Here is a 12767-nt window from a genome sequence, read left to right as displayed (position 1 = left end):
TATTGATGCAAGTGCTCACACAAATTGTATAGGTTGAAAAAGTAAAGAGTGGTTTGGCATCCCAAATGCCAAACAAGCAAAGTGTCCCATTCGTCTAGAGGCCTAGGACACCGCCCTTTCACGGCGGTAACAGGGGTTCGACTCCCCTATGGGACGCCACGGGTCGTTAGCTCAGTTGGTAGAGCAGTTGACTTTTAATCAATTGGTCGTAGGTTCGAATCCTACACGACCCACCATTCTCTCCATGAGGGAATTAAAACTATCGTGGGCGATTAGCTCAGTTGGGAGAGCACCTCCCTTACAAGGAGGGGGTCACTGGTTCGAGCCCGGTATCGCCCACCATTCTTTCTCCTGAAAGAATTAAAACATCAGGGGGGCTATAGCTCAGCTGGGAGAGCGCTTGCATGGCATGCAAGAGGTCGACGGTTCGATCCCGTCTAGCTCCACCACTCTTTAAACGCATTCTCGCGAGTGTCTTTAGAAAGTGGACATCTCTGTCTCAGAGACACATCACTTTGCTCTTTAAAAATCTGGAAAGCTGACTAGTAGATTTAATGCTTCTTTGAAAAAAGAGGGATTAAATTGAAATCTGTTTCTTATCTCTCTACCCGAGAGGTAACGAAACAAAAGTTCTCAAAACGTTAATTCTTCGGAATTAACACCAAACACATTCAAGTGTTCTTGGTTTCATTCTTCTCTTAGAGAGGAATGAACATATTTGAGTCCGGCGAAAAACCGTTCATCGAAAGATGAACTTGTTCTTTAACGAGAACACCTTGGTTGTTTGCCATACATAAAGACCTCTTGGGGTTGTATGGTTAAGTGACTAAGCGTACACGGTGGATGCCTTGGCAGTCAGAGGCGATGAAGGACGTAGTAACTTGCGATAAGCGTAGATAAGGCAGTAACAGCCACTTGAGTCTACGATTTCCGAATGGGGAAACCCACGTGCATAAGCACGTATCATGCAGTGAATACATAGCTGTATGAGGCGAACTCGGGGAACTGAAACATCTAAGTACCCGAAGGAAAAGAAATCAATTGAGATTCCGGCAGTAGCGGCGAGCGACCCCGGATTAGCCCTTAAGCGGTTTAAGTGTTAGTGGAATACCCTGGAAAGGGTAGCGATACAGGGTGATAGCCCCGTACACGACAATGCTTTTATCGTGAAAACGAGTAGGACGGGACACGTGGTATCCTGTCTGAACATGGGGGGACCATCCTCCAAGGCTAAATACTCCTGACTGACCGATAGTGAACCAGTACCGTGAGGGAAAGGCGAAAAGAACCCCTGTGAGGGGAGTGAAATAGAACCTGAAACCGTGTACGTACAAGCAGTGGGAGCCTCTTCGTGGGGTGACTGCGTACCTTTTGTATAATGGGTCAGCGACTTACTTTTAGTAGCAAGGTTAACCGAATAGGGGAGCCGTAGGGAAACCGAGTCTTAACTGGGCGAATGAGTTGCTAGGAGTAGACCCGAAACCGAGTGATCTAGCCATGGGCAGGTTGAAGATTGAGTAACATCAATTGGAGGACCGAACCGACTAATGTTGAAAAATTAGCGGATGACTTGTGGCTAGGGGTGAAAGGCCAATCAAACTCGGAGATAGCTGGTTCTCCCCGAAAGCTATTTAGGTAGCGCCTCGGACGAATACTACTGGGGGTAGAGCACTGTTAAGGCTAGGGGGTCATCCCGACTTACCAACCCTTTGCAAACTCCGAATACCAGTAAGTACTATCCGGGAGACACACGGCGGGTGCTAACGTCCGTCGTGGAGAGGGAAACAACCCAGACCGCCAGCTAAGGTCCCAAAGTTATCGCTAAGTGGGAAACGATGTGGGAAGGCTCAGACAGCCAGGATGTTGGCTTAGAAGCAGCCATCATTTAAAGAAAGCGTAATAGCTCACTGGTCGAGTCGGCCTGCGCGGAAGATGTAACGGGGCTAAGCGATACACCGAAGCTGCGGCATCAACTCTTCGGAGTTGTTGGGTAGGGGAGCGTTCTGTAAGCCGTTGAAGGTGAACTGTAAGGTTTGCTGGAGGTATCAGAAGTGCGAATGCTGACATGAGTAACGATAAAGGGGGTGAAAAACCTCCTCGCCGGAAGACCAAGGGTTCCTGTCCAACGTTAATCGGGGCAGGGTAAGTCGACCCCTAAGGCGAGGCCGAAAGGCGTAGTCGATGGGAAACGGGTTAATATTCCCGTACTGCTTATAACTGCGATGGGGGGACGGAGAAGGCTAGGTGAGCTTGGCGACGGTTGTCCAAGTTCAAGTGCGTAGGTGGGTGTCTTAGGTAAATCCGGGACGCTGTTAACACTGAGACACGATGTCGAGTCACTACGGTGATGAAGTCATTGATGCCATGCTTCCGGGAAAAGCCTCTAAGCTTCAGGTTATAAGCAATCGTACCCCAAACCGACACAGGTGGTCGGGTAGAGAATACCAAGGCGCTTGAGAGAACTCGGGTGAAGGAACTAGGCAAAATGGTACCGTAACTTCGGGAGAAGGTACGCTGCCTCCGGTGAAGTCCCTTGCGGATGGAGCTAGAGGCAGTCGCAGATACCAGGTGGCTGCAACTGTTTATTAAAAACATAGCACTGTGCAAAATCGAAAGATGACGTATACGGTGTGACGCCTGCCCGGTGCCGGAAGGTTAATTGATGGGGTTATCTTCGGAGAAGCTCTTGATCGAAGCCCCGGTAAACGGCGGCCGTAACTATAACGGTCCTAAGGTAGCGAAATTCCTTGTCGGGTAAGTTCCGACCTGCACGAATGGCGTAATGATGGCCACGCTGTCTCCACCCGAGACTCAGTGAAATTGAAATCGCAGTGAAGATGCTGTGTACCCGCGGCTAGACGGAAAGACCCCGTGAACCTTTACTACAGCTTGGCACTGAACATTGACCCTACATGTGTAGGATAGGTGGGAGCCTTAGAAGCACGTACGCCAGTATGTGTGGAGGCAATCTTGAAATACCACCCTTGTATGCTTGATGTTCTAACGTTGGCCCCTAATCGGGGTTGCGGACAGTGCCTGGTGGGTAGTTTGACTGGGGCGGTCTCCTCCCAAAGAGTAACGGAGGAGCACGAAGGTGGGCTAATCACGGTCGGACATCGTGAGGTTAGTGCAATGGCATAAGCCCGCTTGACTGCGAGAATGACAATTCGAGCAGGTACGAAAGTAGGTCATAGTGATCCGGTGGTTCTGAATGGAAGGGCCATCGCTCAACGGATAAAAGGTACTCCGGGGATAACAGGCTGATACCGCCCAAGAGTTCATATCGACGGCGGTGTTTGGCACCTCGATGTCGGCTCATCACATCCTGGGGCTGAAGTCGGTCCCAAGGGTATGGCTGTTCGCCATTTAAAGTGGTACGCGAGCTGGGTTTAGAACGTCGTGAGACAGTTCGGTCCCTATCTGCCGTGGGCGTTGGATGATTGAGAGGGGCTGCTCCTAGTACGAGAGGACCGGAGTGGACGAACCTCTGGTGTTCGGGTTGTCACGCCAGTGGCATTGCCCGGTAGCTAAGTTCGGAATTGATAAGCGCTGAAAGCATCTAAGCGCGAAGCAAGCCTCGAGATGAGTCATCCCTGACACTATAAGTGTCCTAAAGGGTTGTTGGAGACTACGACGTAGATAGGTCAGGTGTGTAAGCGCTGCGAGGCGTTGAGCTAACTGATACTAATTGCCCGTGAGGCTTAACCATACAACACCCAAGGGGTTTTAGCGGACTCAGATAAGAACATTGAATGTGTATTGAGAGATAGGCTAGTCAGATTTTCTTCAGATTTTTGTTTTTCGCGCAAGCGGGGGACACAACAGAATTTGCTTGGCGACCATAGCATTATGGACCCACCTGATCCCATGCCGAACTCAGTAGTGAAACGTAATAGCGCCGATGGTAGTGTGGGGTCTCCCCATGTGAGAGTAGGACATCGCCAGGCTTCAAATTCGTTTTCATCTTTTTAAGATAAAGATGAAGGCAAAAAGTTTAGATACGCGCGTTGAACGGCGTGTATCGGATAGACACCAAGGTGTTTATCACCGTGTGGAGCGGTAGTTCAGTTGGTTAGAATACCGGCCTGTCACGCCGGGGGTCGCGGGTTCGAGTCCCGTCCGCTCCGCCACATATTTAGACAAAGTTAAGTCTTTAAAATAACTATAGGGGTGTAGCTCCAATTGGCAGAGCAGCGGATTCCAAATCCGCGTGTTGGGAGTTCGAATCTCTCCACCCCTGCCACTTTCGAAAGCCTCGACAGAAATGTCGGGGCTTTTTCGTATTTGTCGCTTTTTTAAAGCGATGTTGGGAGCTGGAACGCCAGCCCGGTCGAATCTCTCCACCCCTGCCACTTTTGGAAGCTTCGACAGGAATGTCGGGGGTTTTTCGTATTTGTCGATTTTTCTGGTTACTATTTCTCTAGTTAAAGCTCAATAAGTCATAGTGCGACATATAGCGTATTAAGGTGTCAGGCTTAATCATCAAGCTGAAGTGGTGATGAGATTTTGCAATAAGGACAAGCTCTACACTCAGTGTTTGGGCTAAATGATCGATTGCTTTTCCAACTGGGCCATCGACGATATACACATGCTCTTTTGATAGTTCTGTTCCCAGTAGCAATGCTTCCAGCTTATTTTCGAGCTCTTTTTTCTTGCTATCAACGACTTTGTCACCATCTGCCTTGCCGAAATAGATCTCATCATCTGTATAGTCTTCACCCATATAGGTGGCATACCCCACGTAAAGTTCTGCGTTGAGTTGTGCGGCGATAGCGATCGCTTTTTGTAAATGGGCTTTAGAATCCAGATCTAGCGCGTAAAGTACTTTGTTATACATAACTATACCTTCTTTGGCTTGTTGACCCACGCATACTCCAGACGCGATACAAATCCGTGATAAATCAGAGCAACAATAACAATGACACAGGCTCCCGTGAGCACTGGATAAAGAGCGAACGTAAAACTGGTGTGCCCTCCTAGCATAATGAGTAGTGGGTTTCCGCCAGCGGGTGGGTGGGTAACGTTAAACAGAATCATAAAGAAAATCCCAATGCCCACAGCCAACCCTAGCGACCAAAACTCAACAAGAAAGAGATTGGCAAAAATGACGCCGACGATGGCAGTTGTTAGATGCCCGAAGATGACATTGGGGGGCTGCGCAAGAGGGCTTTTGGGTAATCCAAAAACCAGAACCATTGTTGCTCCAAAAGGTGCCATTAAGACATAATCACCTTTCGCACTTTCATCAATTAATGCTAGTAAGGCGATACAAATTGCAGAGCCAATAGCTGCAACGAAGGCAATCATCCATGGTTTTTGAGCTGGGTGTAGAATGCGATAATCGATGCCTTTAGGTTCATTAGCCATTTTTTGCTCCTGAATGTGCGATTCGAGAGAGTATAGGGGCTATTCGATACTGCACTTGGCAATTAGGGCTGTCAGTCCCGCTATTGAAACGACTGTGGTGAGTTGTTCGGCAATATTTATCAAGAGCACAAAAAATTCTTGGCCTGTCGGATCACGATGGCTTTAAAACTAACAGTAAGGTGCCACTTTTTGATGAAACAGCTTGGATCTCGCTGGGCAATACTAGGCGCATTGATATTGATTTGTGGCATTTTAACAGTCTATATGGTTGTTGATGTACCGACAGAGGCGAGCTTGGCATCTGGAGAAGCAAGCGTTCGTTGCCGAGACTACTCAGTGGTTGAAGCGATCGATGTGACTAAGCCACTGAATATCGCAGTGTGGAATATCTATAAACAACAGTTAGATGGTTGGGAGGCTGAGCTTTCTGAATTATCGAAACATAACGCGATAATACTGCTTCAAGAAGCTCAATCTAAACCCCAGCTTCTCAGATACATTGAGCGCGAGGGGTGGCACAGCAATCAGGCTTACGCTTTTGCTATCAACGGTGAAATTGCTGGCGTGATGACATTATCGGAGGTCATCCCTAGAAAAGTGTGCGCTTATACCAAAGTTGAACCTTATCTGCGTCTACCAAAAAGCGCGCTTTACAGTGCCTTTGTGCTTTCAAATGGAAAAATGTTGTCTGTCATTAATCTCCACAGTATTAACTTCACCTTCGGGGTGGAGGAGTATAGAGAGCAACTGCATTCATTGGTTGAAGCGGTGAGTGATATTGAAGGACCCCTCATCATTGCTGGCGATTTTAATACTTGGAGTGATGAGCGTCTGGATGTGGTTAGAAAAGAACTCGAGCGACTTGGGCTGAAAGAAGCTCAGTATGACAGTGATGATAGACTGACTGTGTTTGGTCATCCACTTGATCATTTGTTTTACCGCGAACTTGAACTTGATGTTTCTTTGTCAAAAGAGACATCAGCGTCTGACCATGCATTTATCGAAGCGTCTTTGACATTTCCTACTCAATAAGAGAAGGGCAGTATTGTACTGCCCTTCTTTTCATTAAACAGCTTTTGCCACTTCAACTAATGGTTCGATCTCATAAAGTGGTCTCAATGCTTGAAGCACATCAGATCTTGAAATTACACCGACCAAACGTCCGTTAGTGATGACTGGCAAGATATGTGGCTTGCTCACTTTTGCTTCTTTGACACGATCTTCTAGTGACAAATTAGAGAAGCTTGTTGCGATACCCATCGGAGAGACGGGGAAAACCTTTTCTTTGTCCATGACTAAGAATTCAGCGACATCAACCAAGCTCTCATCTGCACTTAGCGCAGTCACGTTGTCGCACATTAGCTCGCCGACGACCTGCTTCGCATCCGGCAGATAGTCTTCACACCAAAGATTGACCATCACATCATGCACGGAGAAGAAACCGACAACCTGCATCTGACTATCACAAACGGGTGCACCGGTGATTCCATTGGAAAGCAATGTGTCAATGGCTTGAGCCGTGCGATCGCTTGCACTCAAAACGATAGGGCTTTTGTTCATTAGGTCTTTTACTTTCACACTGTTAATCATGGCAGAGTCCTTACTAGCTTTAGCGATAGTCACTGGCGTGTTAACGCTCAGCATGTCTGGTTGTTGCATTTGTTTACGGTAGATCCCCCAGTTGGCAAGACCGACAAGCACTGCACCGCCTACGATATTGCCGATGGTAACGGGGATAAGGTTGTTAGTGATGAAGTGACTGAATGTAAGGTCAGCGTAGTTTGCAGAATTGACGCCAAGCCCTACCCAAAAGGTGTCAGGGGAAAAGTGGGCGATGACAATGCCTAATGGCACCATAAACATATTAGCGATGCTGTGTTCGAAACCACTAGAGACGAACATAGCGACGGGTAGCATTGTCATTACAGCTTTGACAATAGGATTGGCAGAACAAAAAGTAAGCCAAATAGCCGTACAGACTAAAATGTTACACAAAACACCTAAGGTGAAGGCTTCGAGCCAGGTATGGTGCAGTTTATGCTGGGCGATATTCAGTGCATTTAAACCCCATTGGCCGCCATCAAGCTGGTATAAGCCCGCCGCGGTGACCATGATGACAAGGAGTGTTGCACCTAAGAAATTGCCAAGGTAAACCTTGCCCCAGGTTGAAAGCAGTTTGCTGATACTGACCTGATTATTTGCCCACGAAATACTCGACAGCACGGTGCTGGTGAATAGCTCGCCTTCAAAAATAACGATCAGGATCAATCCCATGCTAAAAGCGAAGCCACCGATCAGCCTATTGACACCCCAACTTGTGTTGTCATTGCCTGTTGTGACGGTTATGTAAAACAGAAAGGCAAGACCGATAAAAGCGCCCGCTAAAATAGCCAAGCTGAGTGTCGCGCCACTGCGTTTGCTTATTTTCTTCAGCGCATAGCGTTCAGCCTCATTCATCATCTCTGATGCGTTAAAGCCTTTGACTGAAACGAAGTCGTGATCAGAGTAGGCAGTCGTCATCGCAAGGCCTCCGATATGTATTCATGTCATTCTCCATGTGATTGAGCTTGGCGAATTGCCTTGCTTCTTAATCAGCGTAATCGGGGAGGTCATCACAAGTACAATTGATAATTCTTTGAAATGTATTCAGATTTATTGATGATTGTATTTTGGGGGGTACAATAGATAGAAAAATTATAAAGGGTTACTTCGGTGTGCTTTTTGGGGAATAACAGCGATGCGATATTCACTTAAACAACTTGCGGTATTTGATACCGTGGCAGACACGGGAAGTGTTAGTCAGGCAGCAGATAAATTGTCACTCACACAGTCTGCAACCAGCATGTCGTTGGCACAGCTGGAAAAAATGCTTGGTCGTCCCTTGTTTGAGCGAAAAGGGAAAAGGCTGATCCTCACACATTGGGGAAGTTGGCTAAGACCGAAAGCAAAGCGCCTTTTGCGAGACGCAAAACAAATTGAAATGGGCTTTTACGATCAGCATCTACTGAGTGGTGAAATTCGACTTGGTGCGAGCCAAACGCCCGCGGAACACTTGGTGCCAGACCTTATCAGTATTATTGATAGTGATTTTCCAGAAATTCGAATCTCACTTGGTGTTCATAGTACTAGCTCCGTGATATCGGGTGTATTGGACTACCGTTATGATCTTGGTGTGATAGAAGGTCGATGTGATGACAGCCGCCTTCATCAAGAGTCTTGGTGTACCGATCATCTGATTATTGCTGCTTCTGCTCATCACCCTTTTTCACGCTACGATCGCGTGAGTATTGCACAATTAGAGCAGGCTAAATGGGTATTGCGTGAGCAGGGTTCAGGCACTCGAACGGCATTTGAAAGTGCAATCTGTCATCATATTCCCGATCTCGATGTTTGGCGTGAATATGAACATGTCCCTGTGATCCGAAGCCTAGTATCAAACGGACCTTATCTCACGTGCCTGCCTTACTTGGATGTTGAGCGCTATATAGAGAACGGTAAGTTGGTTGCACTTAATGTACCTGAGCTCGATATATCACGTTCACTGTCGTTTGTTTGGCGTGCGGATATGGCAGAAAACCCGTTAGTTGATTGCTTTAAGCGGGAAGGAATCAGAATGATGAAACGTCATCCCATGGTGATGTGACATAAAAAAACGCGTTGTATTGGCTACAACGCGTTTTTATATTTTATGGGTAAGCTAGGCGCATTACGCGCTGACTTTAGTTACATCGATATACAGTTTCAGTTTTTGTCCAGGCTTGATGTAAGCGCTCTTTTTCAGTGAGTTCCACTGAACAAGATCTGTCACAGATACCCCGTAGCGCGAAGCAATACTGCTCAATGAGTCCCCTTCGCGGATTTCGTAGAAAATAGTACGGATGCGTGCGCCATCCTCTCCTTTTTTCCAAACCACCAAGTCTTGACCGATACGCAATGGATCTTTCGGGCTCATGCCATTCCAACGGGCCAGTTCACCATGAGACACACCATGCTTACGTGAGATAGTCCAAAAGCTATCTCCCTTAGCGACAGTATGAGTGAGCTTGTAATCCCCGCGTTTTTTACTGGTCATCTTTGCAAGACGCTGCGGCGCACTTAAAGCGTATTGGCTTTCATCATGAAGCGCGATAGGAATAATAAGGTGTTGCCCAACGCGAATACTGGTTCCCTTGATACTGTTAGCGCGTTGTATCAATTTTACTGTTGTATTGTGGCGTTGTGCGATCAAACCCAATGAATCTCCGCCTTTGACCTTATAGCGAGTGACTTTGATTCCTTGATTATCATTCTCTGCAAGTTGCGTATTAAAACGTGCGACTTTCTCTTTTGGTAGAAGAAGATGATTGGCGCCATCAGGTGCTGTTGCCCAGTGATTGTATGCCGGATTAAGACTCTGAAGCTGTGAAAGCGATAGCCCTGCGTAATCTGCGGCAAGCGCGAGATCCATTTGAACGTTAGGTTCTACTAACTCAACCACGGGTTTGTTGGCGATCGCTGGCAGTGAAAGACCATATTGGTCTTTGTTTTTAATAACATCAGCCACGGCTAAGAGTTTTGGTACGTAGCCGCTGGTTTCTTTAGGCAGCGACAATGACCAAAAATCAGTTGGGAGGCCTTTAGCTTTGTTGTTTTTAATTGCACGAAACACGCGTCCTTCGCCTGTGTTGTATGCTGCAAGCGCGTGCAACCAATCACCATCAAATTTCTTGTGAAGATACTCCAATAAATCTAACGCAGCGTCAGTCGATGCCACCACATCTCTTCGACCGTCGTACCACCAATTCTGCTCCAATCCAAATCGACGTCCCGTATCAGGCACAAACTGCCATAAACCGGCAGCACGACCATGTGAGTAAGCAAATTGGTCGAATGAACTTTCGACAACGGGCAGTAACGCAAACTCGAGCGGAATACCACGTGCTTCGACTTTTTCTGTAATGAGGTGGAGGAAAGGCTCGGCACGTTTAGACACGACTTGCAGATGCTGGGGGTGTTCTAAGTACCAGTTGCGGTAATACTTCACTCGCTTGTTTTCTGGAACTGGCATCTCCAACTGTAAAGTAATCCGATCCCAGACATCTTCCTGATTTTGCGGAGTGATGACAGGCGCCGCGACCACAGTATCAACCGCATCAACGTTCGTCTCAGAGGCATCTTGGCCCAACAAGGTTTCCTGCTGCTTTGGCGTATTAGTCGTTGTCGCGACGTCATCTTGCCCAGTTAATTGGCATCCTGCGAGGAACATCGATCCCACTAATACGTAACGGAACTTCATTAATAGCTTAACCTTTCAAAAATTGGCCGATGATAGTAATCGGCCTGCACTGCTGCTTACAAGTGACTTGTGTCAAAATTCATCTTTCCAGCGTCTGAGCGCTGCAAACGTTTCTGTATCAGAGCTATCTATCGCACTGTGTTGTACTGCTTTTTTTATGGCATCTTGGTTAACGCGTAAAAAAGGATTAATACTTTTTTCCATGCCAATGGTAGAGGGCAAAGTGATCTTGTTTTGAGATCTCAATGTGTCGACGTCAAGGGCATATGCTTTAAGCGCAGTATTGCCGCAATCAACGGCTTGAGCAAATTTTAGGTTTGATTGTGTGTATTCGTGCGTGCAGAAAACCAATGTTTCATCAGGCAGAGAGGATAACAGAGTTAATGACTGGTGCATCTGAGCTGGACTGCCTTCGAATAACCGACCGCATCCGCCGGAAAAAAGCGTGTCACCGCAGAACAGCATACTGCCCGTGTAGTAAGCGATATGGTCTAAGGTATGTCCCGGTACGTCGAATACCTCAAACTCAGTGCCCAGAAGCGTAAATGTTGATTTATCCTTCAGAGGGTAAGTGACCTGCGGGAAACGCGAGGTTGATGGACCATAAACGACGATGCCCGGAAAATGGGAAGCAAGCGCAGATACACCACCAACATGGTCATGATGGTGGTGGGTAATCAGTATTGCGTCTAAGATAAGGCCGTGGCTCTCTAAGAACGCGAAAACGGGTGTGGCATCGCCTGGGTCGACAACAACGCAATGATTGTCATCATTTTTTAGCAGCCAGATGTAATTGTCATTTAATGCGGGTATGCTTGATACAGATAGCATTTAAACTCTCCAGCTATAACTCAAATAGACTATGAAACCAGCACGCAGTCAACGTCCACTGGAATACCCTTATACATGGGATCAATTCGCCCATGGTGAGTGGGCGTGCTCACATGTACAGACCCGGCTGGACGAATGGCTCCCTCGTTTTTTCGGTTATCACATGCTCAAACTGGGTGGCCTTAGCTGCGAACTAACCAGTGGGCATTGTAACATCCATCATCAGGTCTGCATCGATAAGTTAAACCCTCTGCGAAACGTTGAAGCTGAAAGTTACGAGTTACCTTTTGTTGATAAAGCGTTCGATGTTTGCATTCTCGCTAATCAACTTGATTATTCAGACGACCCACATCGGCTCCTTCGTGAAATCGACAGAGTCATGATAGATGATGGGTACTTGGTCATATCGGGTGTAAATCCTAGCAGTGTGATGGGTGTTGGCCGCTTAATTCCGTGGCGAAAAAACCAACTACCTTGGAACGGAAGAATGTTCTCACCGCTTCGAGTGCGTGATTGGCTAGGGTTGCTGAATTATGAGCTGATCGAAATGTCTTGTTTTGGATTGATTCCGGCTACCAAGCATCGTACTTGTGGAGTGTGGTTTGAAAATGCATGTTCAGGCTTGTTGCCAGCGATGGGGTCGCTATATTTCATCGTTGCAAGAAAGCGTACTTACCCGCTAAAACCGATTAGAGAAAAAATGAAGCTCAAGAAGCAACTATCGCCAGTTGGCATCAATTACCGCACTGGAGATATGTAATAACTTCATCCGATTGACATAACTACTCTGTGGGTACATAGCCGGTATCAGGGCCTGTTGGGTTCTGTGCTGCCGTTCTTGCCAGTTCATCACAACGTTCATTCTCTGGATGGCCAGCATGGCCTTTCACCCATTGCCAATCAACCGCATGACGCTGTGCCTCTGCATCCAATCTCTGCCAAAGGTCGGCATTTTTCACGGGTTTTTTATCGGCTGTTTTCCAACCACGCTTTTTCCAGTTATGAATCCACTGCGTGATCCCCTGACGAACGTACTGACTGTCGGTAGTCAGCACAACGTTGCAGCTTTCTTTCAGGTTGGCCAATCCCACGATAGCTGCGAGCAGTTCCATGCGATTGTTAGTCGTTAGGTCAAAGCCCTCACTGAGCTCTTTCTCATGCTTTTTGTAGCGAAGGACGACCCCATAACCCCCGGGCCCTGGATTGCCGAGACAAGAACCGTCTGTGAAAATCTCTACCTGCTTGACCATATTTGTTAGTATCTACTTAAATTAATCATAAAGTCTGACACAAG

General features: G+C 47.2%; 9 protein-coding genes, 6 tRNA genes and 2 rRNA genes. 11 read left to right on the top strand and 6 right to left on the bottom strand.

Features of this window, described 5'->3' with window-relative positions:
* The first annotated feature begins 83 nt into the window (after window positions 1–83).
* The 8 genes from AB8599_RS12095 to AB8599_RS12060 all read left to right on the top strand — a co-directional run bounded on the left by AB8599_RS12095 (window position 84) and on the right by AB8599_RS12060 (window position 4243).
* Window positions 84–159 (top strand) — tRNA-Glu (locus AB8599_RS12095).
* A 1-nt stretch (window position 160) separates the two neighbouring features.
* Window positions 161–236, top strand: a tRNA-Lys gene (locus AB8599_RS12090).
* A 30-nt stretch (window positions 237–266) separates the two neighbouring features.
* Window positions 267–342: transfer RNA gene (locus AB8599_RS12085), tRNA-Val, on the top strand.
* A gap of 31 nt (window positions 343–373) precedes the next feature.
* Window positions 374–449, top strand: a tRNA-Ala gene (locus AB8599_RS12080).
* Between the two features lie 367 nt (window positions 450–816).
* Window positions 817–3709, top strand: a 23S ribosomal RNA gene (locus AB8599_RS12075).
* Between the two features lie 122 nt (window positions 3710–3831).
* Window positions 3832–3947 (top strand): 5S ribosomal RNA (rrf, locus tag AB8599_RS12070).
* A gap of 106 nt (window positions 3948–4053) precedes the next feature.
* Window positions 4054–4130: transfer RNA gene (locus AB8599_RS12065), tRNA-Asp, on the top strand.
* A 36-nt stretch (window positions 4131–4166) separates the two neighbouring features.
* Window positions 4167–4243: transfer RNA gene (locus AB8599_RS12060), tRNA-Trp, on the top strand.
* Between the two features lie 177 nt (window positions 4244–4420).
* Here the strand turns inward: AB8599_RS12060 and AB8599_RS12055 are convergent.
* Together AB8599_RS12055 and AB8599_RS12050 are read right to left on the bottom strand one after the other, a co-directional pair.
* A complete protein-coding gene (locus AB8599_RS12055) occupies window positions 4421–4837 on the bottom strand; it encodes a universal stress protein (protein ID WP_407331167.1) in 417 nt (138 codons plus the stop codon).
* Between the two features lie 2 nt (window positions 4838–4839).
* Window positions 4840–5367: an HPP family protein gene (locus AB8599_RS12050; protein WP_407331166.1), complete on the bottom strand. Its 528-nt coding sequence runs from the start codon at window positions 5365–5367 to the stop codon at window positions 4840–4842.
* 192 nt (window positions 5368–5559) lie between these two features.
* Here AB8599_RS12050 and AB8599_RS12045 point away from each other — a divergent pair, with 192 nt between their 5' ends.
* On the top strand, window positions 5560–6399 hold the full coding sequence (locus tag AB8599_RS12045; RefSeq protein WP_407331165.1) for an endonuclease/exonuclease/phosphatase family protein: 840 nt from the start codon (window positions 5560–5562) through the stop codon (window positions 6397–6399).
* A gap of 33 nt (window positions 6400–6432) precedes the next feature.
* Here the strand turns inward: AB8599_RS12045 and focA are convergent, their stop codons facing one another.
* Window positions 6433–7887 carry a formate transporter FocA gene (gene focA, locus AB8599_RS12040; RefSeq protein WP_407331164.1) on the bottom strand — a complete coding sequence of 485 codons (1455 nt, stop codon included), beginning with the start codon at window positions 7885–7887 and terminating at the stop codon, window positions 6433–6435.
* A gap of 217 nt (window positions 7888–8104) precedes the next feature.
* Here focA and AB8599_RS12035 point away from each other — a divergent pair, with 217 nt between their 5' ends.
* Window positions 8105–9010, top strand: a complete 906-nt coding sequence (locus tag AB8599_RS12035; protein ID WP_407331163.1) for a LysR substrate-binding domain-containing protein — start codon at window positions 8105–8107, stop codon at window positions 9008–9010.
* A 63-nt stretch (window positions 9011–9073) separates the two neighbouring features.
* Here the strand turns inward: AB8599_RS12035 and AB8599_RS12030 are convergent, their stop codons facing one another.
* Both AB8599_RS12030 and gloB read right to left on the bottom strand, forming a co-directional pair.
* A complete protein-coding gene (locus AB8599_RS12030) occupies window positions 9074–10642 on the bottom strand; it encodes a LysM peptidoglycan-binding domain-containing protein (protein ID WP_407331162.1) in 1569 nt (522 codons plus the stop codon).
* Between the two features lie 72 nt (window positions 10643–10714).
* Window positions 10715–11473 (bottom strand): hydroxyacylglutathione hydrolase, encoded by a 759-nt coding sequence (gene gloB / locus AB8599_RS12025; protein ID WP_407331161.1) that lies wholly within the window; start codon window positions 11471–11473, stop codon window positions 10715–10717.
* A gap of 31 nt (window positions 11474–11504) precedes the next feature.
* Here gloB and AB8599_RS12020 point away from each other — a divergent pair, with 31 nt between their 5' ends.
* The gene (locus AB8599_RS12020; protein ID WP_407331160.1) at window positions 11505–12233 is read left to right on the top strand and encodes a methyltransferase domain-containing protein; all 729 of its coding nucleotides are present in this window, start codon (window positions 11505–11507) and stop codon (window positions 12231–12233) included.
* 22 nt (window positions 12234–12255) lie between these two features.
* On the opposite strand, the gene rnhA is transcribed toward AB8599_RS12020, so the two are convergent.
* Window positions 12256–12723, bottom strand: coding sequence for a ribonuclease HI (gene rnhA, locus AB8599_RS12015; RefSeq protein WP_407331159.1), 468 nt, complete (start codon window positions 12721–12723; stop codon window positions 12256–12258).
* Window positions 12724–12767: the final 44 nt, after the last annotated feature.

Origin of the sequence: Enterovibrio litoreus (assembly GCF_045679545.1) — a bacterium.
In the GTDB taxonomy this organism is placed as follows: Bacteria; Pseudomonadota; Gammaproteobacteria; order Enterobacterales; family Vibrionaceae; genus Enterovibrio.
The sequence above is the reverse complement of the archived record's forward strand: the minus strand, read 5'-3'. Positions and strand labels throughout refer to the sequence as shown.